At 60.4% G+C, this 23,660-nt stretch carries 16 protein-coding genes; 5 read left to right on the top strand and 11 right to left on the bottom strand.

Annotation, left to right across the window (positions count from 1 at the left end; translation table 11 throughout):
• The first annotated feature begins 308 nt into the window (after positions 1–308).
• Genes WS75_RS16715 through WS75_RS16695 form a run of 5 tightly spaced genes read left to right on the top strand, consistent with a single transcriptional unit; the run spans position 309 to position 5,737 of the window.
• Complete coding sequence (locus WS75_RS16715) at positions 309–1,565, top strand: lipopolysaccharide biosynthesis protein (RefSeq protein WP_059681483.1); 1,257 nt, start codon at positions 309–311, stop codon at positions 1,563–1,565.
• The gene (locus tag WS75_RS16710) at positions 1,562–2,386 is read left to right on the top strand and encodes a glycosyltransferase (protein ID WP_059681482.1); all 825 of its coding nucleotides are present in this window, start codon (positions 1,562–1,564) and stop codon (positions 2,384–2,386) included. Before WS75_RS16715 ends, WS75_RS16710 begins: the two co-directional genes overlap by 4 nt.
• 42 nt (positions 2,387–2,428) lie before the next feature.
• Positions 2,429–3,565 (top strand): glycosyltransferase family 4 protein, encoded by a 1,137-nt coding sequence (locus WS75_RS16705; protein ID WP_059681481.1) that lies wholly within the window; start codon positions 2,429–2,431, stop codon positions 3,563–3,565.
• 15 nt (positions 3,566–3,580) lie between these two features.
• Positions 3,581–4,603, top strand: coding sequence for a UDP-glucose 4-epimerase GalE (gene galE, locus WS75_RS16700; protein ID WP_059681480.1), 1,023 nt, complete (start codon positions 3,581–3,583; stop codon positions 4,601–4,603).
• A 27-nt stretch (positions 4,604–4,630) separates the two neighbouring features.
• Positions 4,631–5,737 carry an MraY family glycosyltransferase gene (locus WS75_RS16695; RefSeq protein ID WP_059681479.1) on the top strand — a complete coding sequence of 369 codons (1,107 nt, stop codon included), beginning with the start codon at positions 4,631–4,633 and terminating at the stop codon, positions 5,735–5,737.
• Positions 5,738–5,785: 48 nt separating this feature from the next.
• Here the strand turns inward: WS75_RS16695 and WS75_RS32305 are convergent, their stop codons facing one another.
• The 11 genes from WS75_RS32305 to WS75_RS16630 all read right to left on the bottom strand — a co-directional run bounded on the left by WS75_RS32305 (position 5,786) and on the right by WS75_RS16630 (position 23,600).
• Positions 5,786–8,149 (bottom strand): protease pro-enzyme activation domain-containing protein, encoded by a 2,364-nt coding sequence (locus tag WS75_RS32305; protein WP_082729635.1) that lies wholly within the window; start codon positions 8,147–8,149, stop codon positions 5,786–5,788.
• A gap of 496 nt (positions 8,150–8,645) precedes the next feature.
• The gene (locus WS75_RS16690; RefSeq protein WP_059681478.1) at positions 8,646–10,520 is read right to left on the bottom strand and encodes a polysaccharide biosynthesis protein; all 1,875 of its coding nucleotides are present in this window, start codon (positions 10,518–10,520) and stop codon (positions 8,646–8,648) included.
• A 12-nt stretch (positions 10,521–10,532) separates the two neighbouring features.
• The gene (locus WS75_RS16685; protein WP_059681477.1) at positions 10,533–11,549 is read right to left on the bottom strand and encodes an MraY family glycosyltransferase; all 1,017 of its coding nucleotides are present in this window, start codon (positions 11,547–11,549) and stop codon (positions 10,533–10,535) included.
• Between the two features lie 5 nt (positions 11,550–11,554).
• Positions 11,555–12,520 (bottom strand): UDP-glucose 4-epimerase family protein, encoded by a 966-nt coding sequence (locus WS75_RS16680; RefSeq protein WP_059681487.1) that lies wholly within the window; start codon positions 12,518–12,520, stop codon positions 11,555–11,557.
• Positions 12,517–13,359, bottom strand: a complete 843-nt coding sequence (locus WS75_RS16675) for a glycosyltransferase (protein WP_059681476.1) — start codon at positions 13,357–13,359, stop codon at positions 12,517–12,519. Before WS75_RS16675 ends, WS75_RS16680 begins: the two co-directional genes overlap by 4 nt.
• A 438-nt stretch (positions 13,360–13,797) precedes the next feature.
• Positions 13,798–15,768, bottom strand: a complete 1,971-nt coding sequence (locus WS75_RS33640) for a glycosyltransferase family 9 protein (protein ID WP_156429814.1) — start codon at positions 15,766–15,768, stop codon at positions 13,798–13,800.
• Positions 15,755–19,198: a glycosyltransferase gene (locus WS75_RS16660; protein WP_082729634.1), complete on the bottom strand. Its 3,444-nt coding sequence runs from the start codon at positions 19,196–19,198 to the stop codon at positions 15,755–15,757. The genes WS75_RS33640 and WS75_RS16660 overlap by 14 nt, the downstream gene beginning before the upstream one ends.
• A 29-nt stretch (positions 19,199–19,227) precedes the next feature.
• Positions 19,228–21,120 (bottom strand): glycosyltransferase family 2 protein, encoded by a 1,893-nt coding sequence (locus WS75_RS32300; RefSeq protein WP_082729637.1) that lies wholly within the window; start codon positions 21,118–21,120, stop codon positions 19,228–19,230.
• Positions 21,121–21,123: 3 nt separating this feature from the next.
• The gene (locus WS75_RS16640; protein ID WP_059681469.1) at positions 21,124–21,870 is read right to left on the bottom strand and encodes an ABC transporter ATP-binding protein; all 747 of its coding nucleotides are present in this window, start codon (positions 21,868–21,870) and stop codon (positions 21,124–21,126) included.
• 9 nt (positions 21,871–21,879) lie between these two features.
• Positions 21,880–22,659, bottom strand: a complete 780-nt coding sequence (locus WS75_RS16635) for an ABC transporter permease (protein ID WP_059681468.1) — start codon at positions 22,657–22,659, stop codon at positions 21,880–21,882.
• Between the two features lie 56 nt (positions 22,660–22,715).
• Complete coding sequence (locus WS75_RS16630; RefSeq protein ID WP_257129401.1) at positions 22,716–23,600, bottom strand: glycosyltransferase family 2 protein; 885 nt, start codon at positions 23,598–23,600, stop codon at positions 22,716–22,718.
• Positions 23,601–23,660 lie beyond the last annotated feature (60 nt).

Genomic DNA, 23,660 nt, shown 5'->3' with positions numbered 1-23,660 from the left:
GGCGTCGAGCGTCTTGCCGACCACACCGCGAATGTCATATGCCTTGAAGATGGATTGGGAGATCATCGATTCTCTCTCGGTTGCGTGCATGGAAAATAATCTGGCCGCCTTTCGCGCATGCCCGGCATCATACATGCGGGCCCGGCGCTGCAAGGAACGGGACGGCTGGAGCGGCCCCGATCCCACTTATAATCGCGGGTTTTGATGACGCGGATTCCGTCCATTTTAATGCCTAGCCGTTCCGCCGCCGCCACCCTGCCGCCCCCGGGCGCCCTGCCGGCCGCCTCGCGCGCGCGCGGCTGCCCCGCATGCTGAAGCGATTCGGCAACCCCGACGTCGCGAAGGCCGTCGCGAATCTCGTCTGGCTGGGGCTCGAACGGCTCACGCAGATCGGCGTCGCGATCGCGATCAGCGGTCTTCTGGCCCGTTATTTCGGGCCGGACGTGTTCGGCAAATGGCAGTATGCGAATACGCTCCTCCTCGTACTGGCACCGCTCACCTGGGTGTGCGGCGCCGAAATCCTGGTTCCGACCATCGTCCAGCGACCGCCCGCGCAACTCGGCGCGGTGCTCGGCAGCGCATTCGCGCTGCGCATCGGCGTGTCCGCCGCAGCGCTCGTCGCGACCTGGATCGCGATCGGCGCCGGCGCGTTCGACCCGCTCGTCGGCGCGATGCTCGCGGGCCTCGCGGTCACGATGGTGTTCCGCGAGCCGTTCGTCGGCGTGATCAACGCGTGGCTGCAGAGCATGACCTACAGCAAGCCGCAGCTCGTGACCAGCATGCTCACCGCGCTGGCGAAGGCGCTGCTCGTCTGGCTGCTGGTCCGCGCAGCCGCCGGCCCGGCCCGCTTCGCGTGGCTGTGGGCGCTGGAGGCCGCCGCGATCGGCTTCGCGCTGCTGCTCTACTACCGCCATCGTAACGGCGGCACGCTCGGCTGGACGTTCGACAAACCGCTGTTCAGGCACTTTGCCACCGCCGGCACCGTGTTCTGGCTCGGCCTGATCTGCATGTATCTGTTCCTGAAGCTCGACCGCCTGATGCTCGAGCGCCACGTGTCGTTCGCCGACCTCGGCCGATATTCCGCGGCCCAGCAGCTCAACGAGAACTGGATCACGCTGGCACTGATGCTCGCGCAGACCATCGCGCCCGCGTTCGTGTACCGCGTGCAGGACATCGCGCGGCTGCGCCGCAACATCGTCCGGCTGATCGCGATGACCGCCGGCCTGATGACGGCCGGCGCGCTGGTGCTGGACGCAGCCGCGCCGCTCATCGTCGGCAAGGTGTTCGGCCGCGGCTACGAGGCGTCGGTCGACATCTTCCGCTGGGCCGTCTGGCTGTCCGTGCCGGCCGGCATCGAGGCGATAGGCAATCTTATCGTTCTCAAATATCAAGCAAAATTCGTGTTGCTGGCGAAATGGGTGCTCGCGCTCGCGATCGCCGCGCTCGTCAACGTGTTCGCCATTCCCCGGCTCGGCCTGTACGGCGCGCTCGTCGGGCTGGCGGCCGGCTATGTCGCCGCCGCCGCCGTTAATTTTTATTACATTCGTTTCAAGCTGCGCCCATGACGCCTCCCGCTTGCCCGCCCCCGCTCGACGACGTGGCCGTGCTGATGCCGGCCTACAACGGCCACGACGACGTCGTCCGCACCCTCGCGTCGTTTCGCGAGGACGCGCCGGTGCACGTGCTGATCGTCGACGACGGCAGCACGCCGCCGATCGCGGCGCCCGACCTGCCCGGCCTCGTGGTCGAGGTGCTGCGCATGCCGCAGAACGGCGGCATCGAGCGCGCGCTCGAGGCCGGCATCGACGCGCTCGCGGCGCGCGGCTTCCGCTACGCGGCGCGGATCGACGCCGGCGACCTCGCCGCGCCGCAGCGCCTCGCGAAAGAGCGCGCCTATCTCGATACGCATCCGCGCGTGGCCTGCGTCGGCATGTGGACCCAGGTCGTGTCGCGTGCCGGCGAGCCGCGCTTCATGCTGACGCCGCCCGCCGATCCGCGCACGCTGCGCCGCACGCGCTTCCTGCGCTCGCCGCTCGTGCATCCATCGGTCATGTTGCGCATCGACGCGGTGCGCGAAGTCGGCAACTATCGGGCCAAGTACCGCGCGGCCGAGGATCTCGATCTTTTTTTACGGTTAATGCAACGCTACGATTGCGCGAACCTGCCCGAGCTCGGCCTCTATTACGAGCTCAACGAGGGCGGGATCAGCGCGACCAAGCGCCGCCGCCAGCTGATATCGACGCTCTCGCTGCTGCTGCGACACTTCAACGTTCTGAACCCGTACGACTGGGCCGGCCTCGCCAAGAACCTGCTGCATTTCGTGACGCCGTACCGTACGTTGCAGCAGATCAAGCGGACGCTGTTCGCGGCGCGCCCGTCCGCCTAGCCCGCATCCGGCATATTCGACGCTTTATTTTTTCTTTTTTTCATGTCAGCTACCTCCTCGCTGCGCATCGCGCTCGTCTGCAACACGGCCTGGGCGATCTACACGTACCGCCACGGGCTGATCCGTGCGCTCGTCGCGCGCGGCGCCGAGGTCATCGTGATCGCGCCGCACGACCGCACCGTGCCGCTGCTCGAGCAGATGGGCTGCCGCTACGTCGCGCTCGCCGTCGCATCGAAAGGCACGAGCCCGCGCGAGGATCTCGGCACGCTCGCCGCGCTGGTGCGCCATTACCGCGCGCTCAAGCCCGATCTCGTGTTCCATTACACGATCAAGCCGAACATCTACGGGTCGATCGCGGCGTGGCTCGCGCGCGTGCCGTCGATCGCGGTCACGACGGGCCTCGGCTACGTGTTCATCCAGAAAAGCCGCGCGGCCAGTGTCGCGAAGCGCCTGTACCGGTTCGCGTTCCGCTTTCCGCGTGAAGTCTGGTTCCTGAACCGCGACGACCTCGCAACCTTCACCGACGAGCAACTGCTTGCGCACCCCGACCGGGCGCGCCTGCTGCACGGCGAAGGCGTCGACCTCGAACAGTTCGCACCGGTTCCGCTGCCCGCCGGCCGTGGCCCGGTGTTCATCCTGATCGGCCGGCTGCTGTGGGACAAAGGCGTACGCGAATATGTCGAGGCCGCGCGCGTCGTGCGGGCCCGCTACCCGGACGCGCGCTTCCAGTTGCTCGGGCCGCTCGGCGTCGACAATCCGAGCGCGATCGGCCGCGCGGACGTCGACGCGTGGGTCGGCGAAGGCGTCGTCGAGTATCTCGGCGAGGCGCACGACGTGCGCCCGCACATCGCGGCGGCCGACTGCGTCGTGCTGCCGTCGTACCGCGAGGGCGTGCCGCGCACGCTGATGGAAGCGTCCGCCATGGGCCGCCCGATCGTCGCGACCGACGTGCCGGGCTGCCGCGACGTCGTGGCCGATGGCGAAACCGGCTTCCTGTGCCGCGTGCGCGACAGCGCGAGCCTCGCCGAGCAGTTGATCCGCATGATCGCGTTGCAGCCGGAAGGACGCATGGCAATGGGCGCACGCGGTCGACTCAAGGTTGAAGCCGAATTCGACGAGCAGACAGTCGTCGATCGCTACAGGCGTACCATTCATACGTTGACAGGCATCACATTCTGAAGGAGCACATGAGCAATGAGCGCTAAAGGCACCATCCTCGTCACCGGCGGTGCGGGCTACATCGGCTCGCACACGGCCGTCGAGCTGCTCGACAACGGCTACGATGTCGTGATCGTCGACAACCTCGTCAACAGCAAGGCCGAGTCCGTGCGGCGCATCGAGCGGATCACGGGCAGGACGCCGGCGTTCCACCAGGTCGACGTGTGCGACGAAGCCGCGCTCGCGAAGGTGTTCGACGCGCATCCGATCACGGGCACGATCCATTTCGCGGCGCTCAAGGCGGTCGGCGAATCGGTCGCGAAGCCGCTCGAGTACTACCAGAACAACCTCGGCGGGCTGCTCTCCGTGCTCAAGATCATGCGCGAGCGCAACGTCCGGCAGTTCGTGTTCAGCTCGTCGGCAACGGTGTACGGCGTGCCGGAGCGCTCGCCGATCGATGAATCGTTCCCGCTGTCCGCGACCAACCCATACGGCCAGTCGAAGCTGATCGCCGAGCAGATCCTGCGCGATCTCGAGGTATCGGACCCGTCGTGGCGCATCGCGACGCTGCGCTACTTCAACCCGGTCGGCGCGCATGCGAGCGGGCTGATCGGCGAGGATCCGGCCGGCATCCCGAACAACCTGATGCCGTACGTCGCGCAGGTGGCGGTCGGCAAGCTCGAGAAGCTGCGCGTGTTCGGCTCCGACTACCCGACGCCGGACGGCACCGGCGTGCGCGACTACATCCACGTCGTCGATCTCGCGAAGGGGCACATCGCCGCGCTCGACGCGCTCGCGAAGCGCGATGCGAGCTTCGTCGTCAACCTCGGCACGGGCCAGGGCTACAGCGTGCTGGAAGTCGTGCGCGCGTTCGAGAAGGCGTCGGGCCGCCCAGTGCCGTACGAACTGGTCGCGCGCCGCCCCGGCGACATCGCCGAGTGCTACGCGAATCCGCAGGCCGCCGCCGACCTGATCGGCTGGCGCGCGACGCTCGGAATCGAGGAGATGTGCGCCGACCACTGGAAATGGCAGGAGGGGAACCCCCGCGGTTTTGTATAATCCGCTGTCCATTTTTCGAGCGATCCCATGCTCAGCTTCGCATCCGGCTTCATCGTCTCCCTGCTCGTCACGCTGTTCATCGTGCGCTATGCGCATCTGCACGAGAAATTCTCGATCGACAGCGACCTGGCCGGCGTGCAGAAATTCCACGTGCGGCCGGTGCCGCGCGTCGGGGGCATCGGGATCCTCGCCGGCGTCGTCATTGCCGCGCTGCTCCTGACCGAGCGCTATCCGACGATCGCCGGCAGCATTCTCGGCATCGTGGCCTGCGGGCTGCCGGCGTTCCTGTCTGGGCTCGTCGAGGACTTGACCAAGCGCGTGTCGCCGCGCGCGCGGCTGCTGTGCACGATGGGCGCGGCCGCGCTGGCGTTCTGGCTGCTGAAGATCGCGGTCACGCGCATCAGCGTGCCGCCGCTCGACTTCCTGCTCCACTACGTGGCCATTTCGGCGTTCATCACGGTGCTCGCGGTCGCGGCACTGGCCAACGCGATCAACATCATCGACGGCTTCAACGGCCTCGCGTCGATGGTCAGCTTCATGATGTTCGCGTCGCTCGCCTACGTCGCATTCCACGTCAACGACGCGGTCGTGATGTCCGCGTCGATCATCATGATGGGCGCCGTGCTCGGCTTCTTCCTGTGGAATTTCCCGGCGGGCCTGATCTTCCTCGGCGACGGCGGCGCGTATTTCATCGGCTTCATGCTCGCCGAGCTCGCGATCATGCTGGTGATGCGCAATCGCGAGGTGTCGGCGTGGTATCCGGTGCTGCTGTTCATGTATCCGATCTTCGAGACCTGCTTCTCGATCTACCGGAAGAAGTTCATCCGCGGGATGTCGCCGGGGATTCCGGACGGCGTGCACCTGCACATGCTCGTGTACAAGCGGCTGATGCGATGGGCCGTCGGGACGAAGCATGCGCATGACCTCACGCGGCGCAATTCGCTGACGTCGCCGTATCTGTGGCTGCTGTGCCTCGTCGCGGTGATTCCGGCGACGCTGTTCTGGCGGCACACGGTGCACCTGTTCGTGTTCGTGGTGCTGTTCGCGCTGACCTACGTGTGGCTGTATATCAGCATCGTCAGGTTCAGGGCGCCGAGGTGGATGGTGGTGAGGAAGGAAAAGCGCGGGCATTGAGGGGTGGCGGCCAGCGTGTTACTGCTGGCCGCGGTCAACCACAGATCGCTAGCGTCCGGCAGTACTGGTACTCCAGTGCGGCACTTGCGCATAGATCACGACGTTACCATCGTCTTGAACGTAAGTAGCTGCCCCCGGATGCCCACTCGTACCAGAATTCCATAGCGCGGAGCCAGCCGAACTGTAGACGACTAGATTGCCGTCGGTCTGCATCGCCGCATACGCACCGGGATGATTGGAAGTCCCTGAACTCCATTGCGGAACCCCCTGGCGAAGCAGCACCAGATTGCCGTCGCCCTGCATGACCAGAACATTCGCGCCGTTGCCCGAAGTGAAATTCTGGCCGCTCACGAGGGTGGTGCCGCCATTCCAGACAGCAGGCCCGCTTGGAGAGTTCGGATAGCCAGTCGTAGCGGTCGCCGTGGAAAACAAAGGCACATGTGCCTCGTAGATCACCATGTTGCCGTCATCCTGTACGGCGAGATGTTGATCATAAGGCGTGCCGTTGGTCGACGAGGCCCACAGCGCCTTGCCGCCCGCTCCGTAAACAACGAAGTTTCCGTCAAGCTGGAAAGCGGCATATGCCCCCGGATTTCCCGATGTTCCGGAATTCCATATCGCAGCGCCATTAGCCACGTTGTAAAGCACGAGGTTACCGTCATATTGCATGACGAGTTCATGGTTCCTGGAGGCTGAATATAGTATCTGGCCCGGACTCAGCGTTGTTCCTTCGTTGAGATTGCCGCCGTAGATCGGCGTCGTGGGAACGCAAATCGCAGCATGCAATATGCTGACGTTCGGCGTGCCCCAACCGGTCACAAAGTCCCATCCCGGACCAGCACTATATGCACCGTTCGAACCGCTGGAGATATCGCTGAAAATGGACGGCGTCGCCGCTTGAAATCCATACAAGGCCGGCGGTGCGAATCCCGGATTCGCCGCGCAACTGCCGGAGAGGATGCGCGCCCAAGTCGCGGCAAACAACGGCGCGGCCAGACTCGTCCCGCCCCATTGCTGGGTTTGCCCCCCCACAATGATCAGCGCACCACTATTAGGATCAGCATCAAACGCAATGTCTGGCGTGCCGCGATTGGCTCGCCCATTGAGCGAAGGTACGTTCGACTGCCACGACGGAATGGGTTCCACGACGCTGATGCCGCCGCCACCCGCGTTCCATGCCGTCTCGCCGGCATAGCTTCCGTCCGCGTTCGTGTACAGCGTTGTGCCACCCAAGGCGGCGACGTACGGCGAACTAGCAGGATATTCCACAGAGGTTCCGGAGCAACCGTATGCAACACTGCCTGAATCGCCAGTGCTCACCGAGAATGTCTGCCCTTGCGCTACGGCGAGTTTGAGCATCTGGTCGATGGACGCAGTAGGCGCGAAGCTCTCGCATCCGCCAATCGACATGTTAATAACCCGAGCAGTATTGTCCGACACCGCCCGATTAATGGCGCTGGCCATATCGCTCCATGCGAAGGATGACGCAACATAGAAATTGAGTTGCCTCACGCCACCTGACATACCGACAATGCTTTGGCTATCGAGCGACCATTCCGCGTTCGCGCTCGTATCGGAACTTGGCGTTCCTGCATTGATTACCGAAACGGGTACAGCGGGCAACCGGTTGTTATTTGTGAATGTAGTCAGATCAGCAAGAGGTTGTGATAGATTTCCTTCGGCAATGATGCCCACTGTGATATTGCCGGCCGCCGGGGTGTTACCCACAGAGTAGATGGCGGGAAAGGCCGTGGGGTTATGCCCCGTCGTTACTGCCGCGGTTGTCGGCGACTCGCTCGCATAAGGAGCGCTTGTCGAGACTGAAGCCCGAATACCATGTGTGCGCAAGCGGGTCGCGGTATCCAAACCCAAAACGGACCGAACAATGCCGCTGATGGCACTGGGCACCGTCTCGGCGGTTGTGTTTATATGCGTTTGACTTCCATCGGCCATTGCGACCGATACCAATGTCGTCCGGAACGTGCCCGAAACCACACTGGCTGGCGCATCGGCTTCAACAAGCAGATTGTTGTCAGCCACCGTGATGTTCGTGAAGCCATTATTTTGCAAATAGGCTTTCACGGCGGAGACCTGCCCGGTAGTAGGTGCGTATCTCGCCGCGACTTGTGCCGAGCTAAGCACGGCTCCGAAGCTGGCATTGCCTGGCGTCCTTGCTTTCCGTAAAAAATCGTCGAGCTCGGCTTCGTTATTCAGCTTCATAACCAACGCAACGTGAATGGGTGCGGTAGCGCTCAACGGCGTCGAGCCCACAGCATTTCCCGCGGCACGCAGTGTTGATAACTTGTAAGCCTGCGCCGTAGCCGCAGCTGAATTATCGCCATCCCCGCAACCACCAAGCGCCAACGCCGCAAGCGCCCCGATCAAAGATCGTGCAATATGCCCGGTTTTCATTGGATTGGTCTCAATTTATTTATTAAATTTCTTACGGTTTCCTCTCTACCACAACAGCGCGTCGGCAATAGCGGCTTTTCATTGGCCCGCGACGTGTCCGATACATGAAGAAAGGAAGCAAGAGCGAACGCAAGTACCCCAGCTAATCAAGTTCTGCCCCGTCGCCAAACATACGCAGGAGCGTGCCAATAGTCAATCACCTCAACTCGGCTTCATCAAGATTAATGAATTGTTAAATTCAGACGTGTGATGGGGGCAATATTTGCACATTAATTTCTCAAACCGAATGCAAGCACAAGGATCCACCAACATTACGACTTGTATCGAACTTAATATATTCTGAAATTATTTGCCAAGCTTGCAACATGCACCAACGTACGTCACCCACCATCACTTGCCTGTCGCTACCCACCAACAAAAAAGCCGTTCAGCAACTTGCTGAACGGCACAGTTCCACAACACACTGGCTTGATTAGCGCGAGCGTATCAAGCCGATTCACCCGACACTACGCGCCTTCACACTCTGCAACACCGGCGCCACAGCCGTCTGATATTCAGGCACCCAGCGCCGGAGATCGCGCCGCACTTCGTCATCGGTGAGCACGCGGTGCTGCATCAGCCACGGCAACAGCTCGTCGATCAGATGGTCCGGCACTTCCCGCGCACGTGCGATCCGTAGTTTCGGATGCGGCGTGCGCGTGGTGGTCTCGTCGTCCGCGAGCAGTTCCTCGTAGAGCTTCTCGCCTGGTCGCAGTCCCGTGAATTCGATCCGAATCTGCCCTTCCGAGAATCCGTACAAGCGAATCAGATCGCGCGCGAGATCGACGATCTTGACCGGCTCACCCATGTCGAGGATGAAGATCTCGCCGCCGCGCCCCATGCTCGACGCTTGCAGCACGAGTTGCGACGCCTCCGGAATGGTCATGAAAAAGCGCGTGATCTCCGGATGGGTGACCGTCACCGGGCCGCCCTTCGCGATCTGCTGCTGGAACTTCGGAATCACGCTGCCTGCGCTACCGAGTACGTTGCCGAAACGCACCGTCTCGAACTGCGTGCGCGCGCTCGTCTGTTGCAGCGCTTGGCAGGCCATCTCGGCGAGACGCTTGCTCGCCCCCATCACGTTGGTCGGATTGACGGCCTTGTCGGTCGAGATCAGCACGAAATGGCGCACGTCGTGGCGGATCGCCGATCGCGCGACGCGGTAGGTACCCAGCACGTTGTTGCGCAGCGCCTGCCATGCGTTGTGCTCTTCCATCAGCGGCACGTGCTTGTATGCCGCCGCATGGAACACGATATGCGGGGCGTAGCGCGACATTACCTGGTCGAGCAACAGCGAATCCTTCGCGTCGCCGATGATCGGTATCACCGGCTGGTCGGGGAAGCGTTCCCGCAATTCCTCGGCGAGTCGATACATCGCGTATTCGGAGAGGTCGAACGCGACGAGTTGCGCAGGCGCAAAACGCAGGATCTGCCGACACAGCTCTGAACCGATCGAACCGCCCGCACCCGTCACCATCACGACGCGGCCGCGCAGCAGCGCTTCGACGTGCGGCGTGTCGATCGTCACGGCATCGCGTCCGAGCAAGTCCTCGAGGTCGATGTTCCGTACCTGGGACAGGAACCCCTGCCCTGGCATCAGCGCGGTCAGTGACGGCAGCACCATCGCCTTCACGCCGGCGCGCACGCACAATGTCGCAACGCGGCGCTGTGTTTCAACGGATGCCGACGGAATCGCGATGATCGCGTATTCGACCTTCATCGCATCGGTCCAGTGCTTCAGGTCGTTGAACGAGCCGAGCACCTTGTAGCCGTAGATCTCGCGCCCCTGCTTGGTCGGATCGTCGTCGAGGAGGCCCACCAGACGCCATTCCCCCGAGCGCGACAGTTCGCGTGCGAGGCTCGCACCGGCCGTGCCGGCGCCGAGCACGAGCACCGGCTTGCCCTGCCCGACGAGGCCGCCGTACAGGTAGAACTCCTTCGTCGCACGGTACAACGCGCGCGCACCGCCCATCGCGAGGAACAACATCAGCGGCGACACGAGCAGTACCGAGCGCGGAATGATCGGTGACGGCTGGAACATCACGGCCCCGATCATCACGATCACGCCGCCGCCGACCACCGCTTTCGAGATCCGGACAAGGTCGGGGAGGCTCGCGAACACCCACAGCCCCCGATACAGGCCGAACACGTGGAACATCAACGCGTAGACCGGCAATACCCAGACAAGCGCAGTCAGCGCGCCGCTCAGGAAATCAGGCGGAACGCTTCCGTTGAATCGGACGAGATAGGCGAACAACCATGCGGCGGCGACCGCCGTCAGGTCAAACAGGAAAGCGCTCAGCGAAAGCCATGATGCTTTGGATCGCAACATCGGCAGGAAACCTCAAGAGTTATTTTCGGCGGCCGACTGATACCGGCGCCAACGCATGTCGATCACCAATCCGATACATGCTAGGACGCCGTACCACGCGAAGAACGACAACCACTGCTGCAGTTCAGGGCGTCCCTTTGCCCAAACGGCGACGATTATGCCTGCGAGCATGATGAGGTACCAGTAAAGAGCAGTCCGGCGGTGACCTACGCCTGCCCGAACCATCCTTTGATAATAATGCTCCCGGTGGGCCTGCCAGAACTGTTCGCCACGTAACAAACGTCTCAAAAGTGTTACAGATGCGTCAGCAATAAAGGGCGCAAACACAAGCGCCGGAAACCAGATTGGCCACGCGCCTTCGCTCCAACCCCAGTAGCCAAGCGCGCCGGCCAAAAATCCCAGCGGAATCGAGCCGGCATCGCCCAGGAACAGCCGGGCCGGATGGAAATTCAGCAGTAGAAAGCCGAGCGCGGCGCCGGCGACAGCTGCGCCGGCCACGACTAGATCTGGCGATGGCATCGGGCCGGTAAGCGCCGCGATCGCGTACGCACCAAAGCCGAACAGCGCCATGCCGCCCGCGAGGCCGTCGGCGCCATCCATGAAGTTGTACAGGTTCGTTAGCCAGACCATCACGAAGCCGATGCCGATCAGCAGCCACCACGGCGCGTCGGCCGGAAATACAACGATTAGCGCGACAACCGCCGCAAGGTGCGCCGAGAACCGGACACGGGCAGGGAGCCCGCGCCGGTCGTCGATTTGGGACATCGCGGCAAGCCCGCCGGCGGCGGCGGCGATCAGCCACAAGTGCGGTGCCAGCGCGAGCAGCGCGACAACGCAGACCGGTACGATGCCCCATCCGCCGACGCGCGGCGTCGGCAGCGTGTGGAGCGAACGGTCGTTCGGAATATCGGTGGCAAGGCGCCACGCCAGACCGGTCGCCAGCAGGACGCGCAGGATGGCCGTCGAGGCGATGGCAGCGGCCAGCGCCACCGCGGCCGCTTCAGGCCACGTGGTTATCGGGAAATGCATGTCGGCTATTGTTGTGTATCGCGCGAACGATACCATGCGGCAGTCGCTTCGAGACCCTGTCTCGTCGTATAAGGCGGATGCCAGCCGAGCACTCGTGTAATCCGGCCCGTATCGAGTTCGAGGCTCCCCGTCAGGCGATCGATCGCAGCGCGGCGGCCAGTCAGCGTACCGAGCGCGCGCAGCACCGCGGACGGAACCGCGATCAGGCGGGCCGGCTTGCCGAGTGCGTCGCCGACCAGCCGTAACAGGCCCGTGACCGACGGCGCATCGTCGTCGGCCACGTGGAAGCACTCGCCGGCCGCGCGCTGATCGAGCGCGCATTGCAGCAGTGCGTCGGCCAAGTTGTCGACGTAGACGATGCTGCGGCGTGCCGCGATGGAGCCGAGCGGCAGCGGCGTCCCGCGCGCAACCGCGTCCATCATGCGCAGGAAGTTCGCGCGAACGGTCGGACCGTAGACGAGCGGGGGCCGAACGACCACGACCTCCAGCCCGTTCGACGCGCCGAACTGTACTAGCTGCCGCTCTGCGCGTAGCTTCGAGCGGCCGTACGCATCCTGCGGATCGGGAGACGCTTCCTCTGACAACGGCGCCCCGCCATCGCTCTCGCCAACTGCCTTGATACTGCTTGCATAGACGATTCGACGCACACCGTGATGGCGCGCGGCTGCGGCAAGACGCAGAGTGCCTGCGACGTTGGTCGCGTCGAATGCTGCGTCGGGATCGGGCGACTCGTCACGCATCACGTGCACACGGGCGGCGAGATGGATCACGCAGTCGGCAGCCAGACCTGCTGGCCAGCCTGCATGCAGGCCTTCGAAATCGGCAGCATCGTGCACCCATTCACGCACGCCGGCGACGCAACCGCCCGGACGCCTAACCAGGGCAGTTACGGTATGTCCGGCCCTCAATGCACGGCGGCAGAGCGCACGACCGACAAAGCCGTTTGCACCGGTAATGATCAAATGGCTCACCACAGTTTCCAGCCGAAGCGGTTGTAGAACTTGAGGGCCGATGCGGCAAACATCCGAATGTGCGCAAAACCTTTGCGAGACGCCCCCCCGCCATGATGAACGACGTGCATCCTCGGGACATACGCAACGTGGGACACTTCATGCGTGCGCAAACTGAGGTCGTAGTCCTCAAAGTACAGGAAATAGCGCGGATCGAAACCGTCAAGTTTCTTCAGGATGTCTGTGCGGTACAACATGAAGCAGCCGCTGACGATCGGCGGATCCCATATGACGTCTCGGTCGTTCACCATATCGCGCATTTCGTAGCGGGCGAGTCGATGAGCGAACAGTCGTCGCACGGCTGCCGGCATGAAAGCCCGGATCAGCAAATCGATGATCGCCGGATATCGTCGACACAAGTATTGGAGCGCCCCAGTGCCATCCCCCACCGAAGGCGCAACCAGCCCCACCTCGGGGTGCGCCATCAGGAAGTCGCAGCCGGAAATCAGCGCACTCCGATCCAGATCAATGTCAGGATTCAAAATCAAATGGAAGGCACTCGTCGCCAGATCGATCGCCATATTGTGGCCGCGCCCGTAGCCGACGTTACCGTGCCCGGAAATCACCCGGCACTGAACGCCATCCTCGGCGACCATGTCGATCGCGGGCCCAGACGGACCAAGGCCGCCGTTATCGACGAGAAATAGCTCAATCGCACATCCTGGATTCACGCGACGTAACTCGCGACACGCCGCAGCCAGACTGGCGAGCGTACGTTGGAGCAGCATGGCATCCGGGTGATAGACGACTATCGAAACAGACAGCCCGTTGGCCTGTGGGAAAGCTTGGGTGAAATCCATCGGGATCGATACACGTGTTCGATGCGAAGCGCTTGTTCAGACTAACAACGCGCCTCCAAGGTGCCGGATATCGCGTTGCATGTCGCGACCGAGCAAGATGACAAGAGTCATTGTAATGCACGTTACATCGCCTGAAGCCGCCCGTCCCTATGTCCGTCGCCACCCGACCGGTCTTTTCCGCAGCGTCGACCGAATCCGAGAGGCGATCATGACGCACGCGTACGATGCGAAACGCTCGAGCATCTCACGACCAAATGTCCACTAGCACGTCGACCGCCGCACCATGCGGGCAATCGGCTCTGAGGACAAAAACCGGCGCTCCTGATCAGGCCAGCCGCAGTTGATGCGGTGTGCGCGACTGGCCCGCCACATGAAAGCAAGCCGAAGCACCGCTTGGCGCCGCACGATTGTACTGAATGACCATCGTGCGGCCGGACATCAAGATTCAGATGGAAGCTCGGCGAGCTTCGCTTCACCGGCCCCAAGTTGTGACAAAAATGCTCGTAACGCGGGGCGATCCACGACATATCCGCTACAGTATTTGCGATCTGGATAAGAGACGCAGGTTAGCGAATTGCAAGGCGAACAGTTCACGATCGGACCGAGTATCAGGCACTCGCTGCGCTGTTCGACAAACCATTTCTTCGTATTGACATGCTTCGGATGTGTCGATCCATACATGCCAATTTGTGCAATATCGAGGATTGCAGCGAAATGCGATGTCCAGGAATCGACGCCAAGCAATGCGCGTCCATGCTCGAGAATTTCCCGCCACTGGGATGGCATATAGTTCTCGAGGATCGCATCGTCACATTGCGGCATCTTCCGATCAGATGCTCCGCCTATCTGTACCAGCAGGAATCCTGCGGCATGAATTTCGTCGGCAAGCTCGGTCAGAAGATGCTCTGGGATCGACTTCAGTCCCCATCCCCCCAACGGGTGGACAAAAATGACATTTTCACCCAGCGTGGCCCGATGATCCCGAGCGATGCGTCGCGCGTTTTCGCTCACCTCCGGGCGACGGTTCATCAGACGGGTATCACGGGGAAGTCCGACTTCTTCCAGCATATACTCGAGCAGGTTCACCCCAGTCTCGGACAGCCCCCTCGTGGGATGACAACGCGCAATGCGCGGCGACGCGTCATCCCGCTGCGCGACATACTGGTATGAACGCAAAAGCGTCGGATACGTCTCTTCGGCTGATACGACGCCGACGGGGATGGACTCGATCTCGAGCATGGGCGCGAATTCGCGAGCCCACGATACGAGTGAGCCGGCGACGTGCAATCGAATGCGACGACCAGTTTCCGCCACATGCGCTGCGACCTGCACCGCAAGTACCACATCTCCTCGATGAAACGGACACACCAGCTCGATGCGTTCGTCATGAACGGCCGTGCCCGCACGCTTGTCAAGAAGCCAGCGCCAATCATGCAAAGCTTCCCACGGCGCCACTGCGTCGGTCTCGGCTCCTCGCAACGAACGACTGGCGGCCGCACGCGTGCGAACGAGCGGCGTATCATGCGCATGCTTGCTCAACGAAAAGTCCGAAACTGCGACATCGCTGATGAATCGACCGTCGAGCAATCGACCTGTATCGTCCGCCAACGCTGACCGCTCGCCGCCGAAAATACCGTCGCAAAATGATGCGAGCCTCTCGATCAGCGGCCGCTCCGAAATCCGACCGCTGCCTCCCTGGTCGATCCGCACATCGAAGCTAGCGGACGTCCGCATCGCATGGCGCACGTTATCGCGGAGTGCGCCGGGGTCAATGGATCCGCCACGCAACTGCCCGTCCGGTCCCGCGGAGTGCGATACAGCGATAGCCGAGCATTCCGACGCCAATAGCAACTTGATCAAGTAAGTGAAGCATCGACCAATCGGCACGTTATTTCGTCCGACAATCCACGAGTACGGCTGCGCGGTCGCCTGCCAACCACACTCGATCGCATCGGCAAATCGCAGTTCCTGTCGTTCATACGAAACGACTTTGAAACGCGTCATGGGCAACCGCCGGCCCCATGCGGCAACGTGATCGCGGATCGCGACAAGACGCGGCTCTTCCGCTGTTGCATCAACGATAACGAATTCGCCAAACTCGAGTCCCTCGCGTTGTATCGCATCCACCGTCTGCGCGACGTTATCGAACGGAGCGACGCTCATCACAATAACGGCTGACTGTTTCGCCACCGCCGCGACGGCCGCGGCATCGATCGCATGACTCCGATCGAATTCGACACCGGCAGATGTGAGTTCGCTCTCAATGGCTCCCCAATCAACCGACAGCGGGGGGGGCGGTGTAACCAGAGCCGCCTTTAGCCGATCCGCCAAACCAGGAGCCACACGCCGCACGACCCGTTTCAGTTTGCTGGAAATTCGTACGTTAGCCAAAGCTTCAACCTCTCCCACCGTTACATCCGTTGTCTGTTCTGGGCGGGAATGCCAGCGAATAGTCTTCTGATGTAATAGTCAAATTCGGGTTGTAGAAGGGATCGTGATCGATAATATCGCTCCAGCGGGAACGCATATACGCGCGCTCTTTTGCGTCGCGTTCGATCTGCGCGGCGCTCAGGTTCTCTCCTCTGGAAACGGACTCAAGATGATACAACTCGGCAAACGGGGTATAGACGATATCGTAGCCGGCTTCGCGAATCTTCAAGCACAAGTCGACGTCGTTGTATCCGACCGTCAAGTTGACCTCATCATATCCACCTGCTCGATCGAATGCATCTCGCGTCACGAGCATGCAGGCCGCCGTTACCGCAGAGACATTCTGAACCAACATCGGCCGACCAAAATAGCCGACCGAATCGCGCGGGAAGTGCCGATGTCCGTGCGCTGCAACACCATACACGCCGAGTACAACACCAGCATGCTGGATATTCTCGTTTGCGTAAATCAGCTTCGCGCCGACCGCGCCGACATTCTGCTGACTGATTTGTGAGACCATCTCGGCAAGCCAGTCCGAATGAATGACCTGAACGTCGTTATTCATGAACCCCAGAATCGACCCGGTCGCAATCTCGACGGCGCGATTGTTCAATTCGGAAAAATTGAATGGCCCGGATACCCGGAGGATGCGAACCCGCGGATCCATCGATATCTCACTGAAATATTCGAGGGTCTCGGGCTGTTCACTATCGTTATCGACGACGACGATCTCAAGCTCGGGATAGTCCGTCTCATGAAGAAAGCCGTTCACGGCTACGCGCAATACATCGAGGCGATCCCGTGTCGGCACAATCAGCGAGACACGCGGCAATTTTTCGGGCAGCAAGCGCTTGATCCGCCACCAGCCGGGGAAGCGTTCGATTGGCAGCACCTCGGATGTGGGTTCGACTTCGCGGAAGTACTCGACCAGCGCGCGGCGGGCGGTGTTCACCGACTTGTCGGGATTGTCGGTCGAGAAACTCGTCACGCCCGGAAAAATACGCCAGTGGTACAGGACTCGCGGAATATGTCGAATTCGGCTAGCTTGCGTGTGCGGCAGAAAACGCAACGCAAAATCGTAGTCCTGACTTCCTTCAAATCCGACACGGAATCCACCGATCTGCTTGGCAATCGAAGTGCGATATACACCCAAGTGCGCAATGAAGTTCTGTGAATAAAAGAGCTCCCGATTCCAATCAGTTTTGAAATGCGGATCGTGACGACGATCGTTTTCATCGACCTTATCCTCGTCCGTATAGATCAGGTCGACGTCAGGATGAGAGTTGATCTCCGCAGCGATCATATAAAGCGCGTGAGCGGGCATTGCATCGTCATGGTCCATCAGAGCGACAAATTCACCCCGAACGATTTCCAATGCAGAATTACTCGCCGCCGAAATATGACCGTTCTCCTCCCGAAACACAACGCGAATGCGGTCGTCTTTTCCAGCGTACTCCTCGAGTACCGCGCGTACCTCCGGATTCGTCGACGCGTCGTCTGCAATACACAGCTCCCAGTTGCGATATGTCTGGGCACGGACGCTGTCGAGTGCCTTACGCAGATATTTCGGCCGTGAATTGTAGACCGGCATCAAAATGGAGATAAGGGGCTTGACCGGCAGTGCATTGCCGAGTGACGTGTAGCGCGCAACATCTGCCTCGCTGAGCGTGTCGTGCTCTGCAACCCACGCCTGATATGCGTCCCGATCGTACTTTCCAACGACTGCGTCCCGAAGTGTGGCCTTCACCTTGCCGAATTGACGACGTGCCAATGCTCCGATCACGGCGCGGCGCCGCGTCGCATCGAGTGCGCGCCATCCCTCGTACGCCAGCGCAGCCTTGCCAAGCGGGCGCACGGTCAATGCGCGAATTTCGAACGTAATGCCTGCACGATCGGTCGGATCGAATCTCAGCGAACGGACGTCAGGGGGCAACGCGATAAGGCGTTTGATTGTGCCATTGACGGAATCGGAGATCGGGTAGGCGTGGGTCTGCTGGCCGCCATCACCAGCAAACGCATATATGACGGGCCTCGGGAACGCTTCGTCGGTACGCATTTCGAGCGTCACCATCGCCCAGCCTGGCGCAAAGCCACGCCAGTTCGGGCGTACTGCGAATTGCGGATCATCTCCTATACTCACATAGCGATCATTTTCCGCGCGCAAATGCTTGACCGGAACGATGCTGGGTTGCCCGAGCATGCGCACGATTCGAAGCGGAATCAATGCAATCCGCACGCTTCGCCGCAGCATGGACGTGACGAATCGCACCGGTGCCGTCAGTCTCCAACTGAAAGAATGGCGATACGCTTGAACAGCTGCGTTAAGCCGGCCAACCTCACCGCTAAGCCGAGTCACCGATTCCCGCAGCTCCTGGCCTTCAGCCCGCAGCCCCGCAATTTCCCTGTGTGCCCCTTCGAGAGCCGCCCGGGCACAATCACGACTGCGTTCTGATGCCTCGAGTTGCGCGAGTGCGTCCTGAAGTTGTTCCACATTGGATTTCCATTGATCGCGCTGTGCGTTCAACTCCCGCGCCATCTCATTGAGCGCTTGTCGTCGTTGTTCGGCTAGTGCAAGCACACCCTCGTTGTCCTCGCGGACCCGTGAAAACGCCGCTTCCAGCGAGTCGCGCCCCTCCCGAAATTCCGAGATCTCGTGCTGGCGAGCCGCAATGACGCGCTGGAGTTCCACGACAAGATCGGCCTCGTTGATGTCAGCCTCGAATATCCCAGTGGTCAGCTTAGGCAAGTCAGCGTCCGACGCTACGGCGATGAGATACATCGGGTCCACTAACCCCGGCGCGCACTCGACTCGCTCCTGATGCTTTGCATAGCTTTGGGTCCTCGTATCGAGGTTTTCGGCCAAAAGAACGGAACCGTAGGCGATACGCTGACCGTAAATCGCAGAACGACTGAAATATCGGCCCAACAAATCGATAAATTCGTCGCGCGTCAACTCCTTGACGTGATATGGATTCGAAAAGCCCGGGATGTCCGAGTACACGCGCTTGTCCGGGCTCGACATGATCAAGAATCCGTCTGGCCTCAATACGCGCTTGATCTCCGCCATCATCTCGTCGTGCTGGTCGTGGTGTTCGATCGTTTCGAAGCTCACCACGACGTCGACCGAGGCATCATCGAGGGGAATCGACGCCGCGGAACCTGATCGATAATGCAAATTGTCGGCACCATATCGCTGCTGAGCGTGGGCGACAGCATCCTCCGCGATATCGACACCGACCACGCTGCGCGCCGAACCGGCGAGCAGGGACGATCCGTATCCTTCGCCACTCGCAATGTCGAGCACGTCTTTGTCAACGCAAAGGGCAGCGGCACACAGATATCGATGCAAATGCTCGAGTTCGATATTTCCGTGCTGATCAGGCACGAAACGTTCGCCGGTATATTCCATACTTCTCCTGCAGCAAATGCATACCGCGGCTAATCAAATTGACCGATGCGCGGCGGAAATGCGAGCGTAAAAAAACGTCCATCTTGGATCGCGAGATTCGGGTTATACGACGGGTCGCTTTCCAGCGCCGCACCCCATACCCTCCTCATGAAACCGGCCTCGCGCTCCAACCGTTGTGCGCGTTCACCCGCCACGTCGCTGCCTCGGCTAGCCGATTCGTGATGGCAAAGGTTTGCATACGGCACGTAAACATTTCGGTAGCCGGCCTGACGCAGCCTGAGACACAGGTCAACATCGTTATAGGCCACTTTAAGATCTTCATTGAGGCCACCGACCTGCCGATAGCTTTCTGCACGCACGACGAGGCAGGCCGCGGAAACAGCTGCAACTTCGTGCGCGAGCTTGGCGCGCCCAAAATATCCGAATTCGTGTCGGCCGACACGATGATGCATGTGCCCTGCGACTGCCGCGCCTGCAAGTACAACACCGCCATGCTGTAGTGTATCGTCGGGATACCAAAGTGCCGCTCCCACTGCACCAACATTAGGCTGCGTAGCGTACCCGACCAATATTTCAAGCCAGTCGCAATCGGTAATCTCAATGTCGTTATTGAGAAGACATAGCAGTGAGCCGGTCGCATGTTCAGCCGCCTGATTGTTCAGGGCCGAGTAGTTGAAGGGCCGCCCGTCGCGTATCACCGTCACGCCTCTCAGCCGCGAATACCGTTCCAGCAACGCGAGCGCTACCGGATCGGCCGTACCGTTGTCAACGATCAGGATTTCGTAGTGAGGATAGCGCGTGTGCGAACGGAGCGTATCAATGCAACGCTCCAGCAATTCGGGGCGATCTCGCGTCGGGATGATGATTGACACGCAAGGCGCGGGGTGCGGAACCGTAAAGCAAACACGATGCATCGACGAATGAGCGGCCAACGGCTCAACCGTGGCGCTCTGGCCGGCACGACTCAGATGCTCTTGCACCGCGCGCATTGTAGCCGCCCTCACATACGGTTTGGTGGCGATGCTCATCGCGGTACTTTGTTCCGTCGATCTCCAATGGTATAGAACGTGCGGAACGTGAACGATGGAGTCGCGCCCGACGCGCTCCGCGCATCGCAATACGAGGTCGTGATCCTGGCTTCCTTCGAATCCAGCCCGAAACGCGCCGACCTCTCGCACCAGAGCAGTGTCGAACACACCCAGATGCGAGAAGGCGTTTTGACCAAGCATCAGAAACGGATCCCAATCGCCCTTGAAGTATGGTTCGACCCTTTCGCCGTTTGCGGTGAGCTTATCCTCGTCGCTGAACAGCATGCGCGCACCCGGATAACGATGGAGATACAGCACCACCATAAAGAGCGCGTGTTCCGCAAGCCGATCGTCGTGATCGAGCAACGCGACAAACTCGCCCGATGCAAGTGCTAATGCATCGTTACTGGCTGCGCAGATGTGTCCGTTTTTTTCCCGATGTACAACCTTGATGCGCGGGTCATCTTGCGCGTACTCCTCAAGAATAAGTCGAACATGGGGTACAACCGATGCATCGTTGCAAATGCAGAGTTCCCAATTGGGATAAGCCTGCCGCCGCACCGATTCGATCATTTCGCGCAAAAATTCCGCAGGCGTATCGTATGCGGGTACAAGAATTGATATCAACGGCCGCCGATCAAACTCGTTCATCCGATCGATAATCCATTGCCGCTGCGGGCCCGCAATCGTGTCGAACTCGCCAACCCAGCGCTTATAGTCCGACAGCGCCATGGCTCGACGAAGCACGCTGAGTGCGCTGCGCTTGACGCCTTGCGCGCGAACGAGAGCCGCGATGCGGCGCAGCGTCGGCACGATGCCACCTCGGGCCTGCATTGCCTGACGCAGCGCACGCCACCGGTCACGAGAAAAACAGCTCTGGATATCGAGACGCATCAATCAGACTTCGAGCTCGTAGGCCGAAATGACTTCGTCGACGGGGCCAAAGGCGCGCACGCGGCCATTCTCCATCCAGAGTGCCTTATTACAGACTCGCCGGATCTCCGAATTGGCATGCATTGCGAGCACCACGATCTCTGCGCGACCATGCAGTTCGTTAAGACGGGCCTGCGCCTTGTGCATAAATGATGCATCGCCGACGCCCATGACCTCGTCCAGCAATAGAATTTCCGCATCCACAGCCGTCGACACGGCGAATGCGAGTCTCACCCGCATACCACTGGAGTAGGTGCGCAATGGCAAATCGAGATAATCATTCAACTCGCTGAACGCAGCAATTTCCGCCGTCTTCTCGCGAATCTCGGCGTCCGTCATCCCCAGAAGCAGGCCGCGAAGACGAATGTTCTGCATGCCGGTGGAGTTATCGTCCATTCCCAAACTGATGTCGAGCAAAGGAACGATCTTCCCTTCGCTTGTCACGGTTCCCAGCGTCGGCGGGTATATCCCCGCCATCGTCCGCAACAGCGTCGATTTGCCTGCACCGTTTCTCCCGATGAGACCGATGCGATCGCCTTTGTCGAAACGCACGTCTACGTTGTCGAGCGCTCGCACTACAATCACCCCATCATTGCCCTCGGCAATCTTGTTGCGCCGTCCCATACGCAGCACTTGTTTTTTGAGCGAGCGCCCCTGGACGTCGTAAATGGGCAGATCAAGTGTCGCGCCCTTCAATTCGATGAATGCCATGATTTCCCCTCAGATCCAATACGGGATGCGCTTCAAGTAGCGTCCCGTCAGCGCGAGCGCGACACTCCAGCCAATCACGGCCATGCCTATGGCAACAGACCACGTCACAGCGCTTGGTGCCTGTCCGATAAGCGGCGCCCGGACCAGCTCAATCAAATGGGCAAGCGGATTGAAATCTACGATGAACGAGAATCGGGTCAATGCGTTCGGTCGATAGATAATGGGGGTAACATAGAACGCAATCTGAATGAGCGCCGCAATGATCTGCGGTAAATCACGAAAGCGGGCCGACAGCAATCCCGCGATCATGGCAATCCAAAGCGCGTTCACCATGAAGAGAATGAGCGCGGGGATGAACAGCGGCAACATTTCCCAATTCGGACTACCGTAAATCAACAGCAGCACAAGCACAATCACGAAATTGTGCACGAAGATCACGAGATTTCGCCAAACGACTTGGAATATATAGATCAGCTTCGGGGTCGCCGCCTGCCGGATATAAGTTCCGCTGTTGATATAAGCGAGGCTGCCTTCGGACACAGTCTGCGCGAACATAGTCCACATGACGAGACTGATCGCAAGGAACGGCAAATATTCGCTCATCTTCTGGCCAAACAGCGAACCATAGACGATACCGATCGATGCAATCATCACGCCCATGCTAATCGTCAGCCAGAACGGACCAACCCGCGAGCGCGCATAACGCTGCCGAACCTCCAGCCAGCCAAGCAATGTCCATAGCCGATAGGCTTTGAGACTTTTTATCAAATCATCAAATGCGTTTTTCATCAGTGGATTATGTTCATTAATACCGTGCTGCCCTACATAGAAAGCAAACGCTTGCCCTAGCTGCTACAAAGCGCCCCCATTCGTCCGATCAAACCATGCCACACGCCGCGCAGCGCCATTCGAACGTGTTCGCGACGGGGCTTGAGCCACAGGCCGTAAATCACGAGTCTCGCCGGCATCTTGAGCAATTCATTTGCTTTCCAGCTCCACGGCATATAGCCTCTTTTCGAAAGAGCGACAGCATTCCGAAACAAGTAATAGTGACGTATCGCGCTGTGGCTTGGATAATTCCTGCCGAACACATTGACAGGTTCGCCGCCAAGCTCGTGAGCGAGACGCAGGTTAGGGGCGCCGAGCACCTCAAAGCCTGCTCTTCGCGCCCGCACGCACCACTCCACGTCCACGAAATCAATGAACAGCGACTCGTCCATCGGGCCAACGTCATCCCATGCACGCAGATTGATACACGAGCCCGACGTGATCAAAAAGTCAACGGGAAGTAGCCGATCCCCCACCGCCGGAACGCGTTCCAGTCTCGGGAACGAGAATCGTACAAACGGAGCGACTCCGCCCAACCGGACGTCCTCATATGCAGGGCCGACCACTGCTACCCTTCGTCCCGCTTCGAGCTCTCGCATCAATGCTGCCGGTAGCTCAACGAACAGGTGTTCGGCCGGTTGGCTGTCCTGATCGAACAGCAGCGCACAGTCGCACCCGTTTGCCCGGACAAAATCGACTCCTTGGTTCAATGCTTTGGCGATACCCAAGTTATTGCCGTTGGCAATGTAGTGCACGCCACCGTCCAGGCCAAGCGCGCTCGGCAGTTGCAGTCGCTCCGAATTATCGACAACAACACAGCGGCCGTATCGTGCCAACCGATTCGCCCGGGCAACGCAACCCGCGTCCGGGCGATAGAAAACGATGACGATACCGATCATCATCGAGTTATACAGCGAGCACGAGCGATGCATTGCGTGCCGAGGCTCGTGCTTGGCTAGGCA

Source organism: Burkholderia sp. FL-7-2-10-S1-D7 (assembly GCF_001524185.1).
Lineage (GTDB): Bacteria > Pseudomonadota > Gammaproteobacteria > Burkholderiales > Burkholderiaceae > Burkholderia > Burkholderia diffusa.
The sequence above is the reverse complement of the archived record's forward strand: the minus strand, read 5'-3'. Positions and strand labels throughout refer to the sequence as shown.

What these genes read in the sequence shown, in the direction of transcription:
- WS75_RS16715 (WP_059681483.1), top strand. Translation starts at nt 309, where the DNA reads ATGCTGAAGCGATTCGGCAACCCCGACGTCGCGAAGGCCGTCGCGAAT.
- WS75_RS16710 (WP_059681482.1), top strand. Translation starts at nt 1,562, where the DNA reads ATGACGCCTCCCGCTTGCCCGCCCCCGCTCGACGACGTGGCCGTGCTG.
- WS75_RS16705 (WP_059681481.1), top strand. Translation starts at nt 2,429, where the DNA reads ATGTCAGCTACCTCCTCGCTGCGCATCGCGCTCGTCTGCAACACGGCC.
- galE (WP_059681480.1), top strand. Translation starts at nt 3,581, where the DNA reads ATGAGCGCTAAAGGCACCATCCTCGTCACCGGCGGTGCGGGCTACATC.
- WS75_RS16695 (WP_059681479.1), top strand. Translation starts at nt 4,631, where the DNA reads ATGCTCAGCTTCGCATCCGGCTTCATCGTCTCCCTGCTCGTCACGCTG.
- WS75_RS32305 (WP_082729635.1), bottom strand. Translation starts at nt 8,149, where the DNA reads ATGAAAACCGGGCATATTGCACGATCTTTGATCGGGGCGCTTGCGGCG.
- WS75_RS16690 (WP_059681478.1), bottom strand. Translation starts at nt 10,520, where the DNA reads ATGTTGCGATCCAAAGCATCATGGCTTTCGCTGAGCGCTTTCCTGTTT.
- WS75_RS16685 (WP_059681477.1), bottom strand. Translation starts at nt 11,549, where the DNA reads ATGCATTTCCCGATAACCACGTGGCCTGAAGCGGCCGCGGTGGCGCTG.
- WS75_RS16675 (WP_059681476.1), bottom strand. Translation starts at nt 13,359, where the DNA reads ATGGATTTCACCCAAGCTTTCCCACAGGCCAACGGGCTGTCTGTTTCG.
- WS75_RS16660 (WP_082729634.1), bottom strand. Translation starts at nt 19,198, where the DNA reads ATGGAATATACCGGCGAACGTTTCGTGCCTGATCAGCACGGAAATATC.
- WS75_RS32300 (WP_082729637.1), bottom strand. Translation starts at nt 21,120, where the DNA reads ATGCGTCTCGATATCCAGAGCTGTTTTTCTCGTGACCGGTGGCGTGCG.
- WS75_RS16640 (WP_059681469.1), bottom strand. Translation starts at nt 21,870, where the DNA reads ATGGCATTCATCGAATTGAAGGGCGCGACACTTGATCTGCCCATTTAC.
- WS75_RS16635 (WP_059681468.1), bottom strand. Translation starts at nt 22,659, where the DNA reads ATGAAAAACGCATTTGATGATTTGATAAAAAGTCTCAAAGCCTATCGG.
- WS75_RS16630 (WP_257129401.1), bottom strand. Translation starts at nt 23,600, where the DNA reads ATGATGATCGGTATCGTCATCGTTTTCTATCGCCCGGACGCGGGTTGC.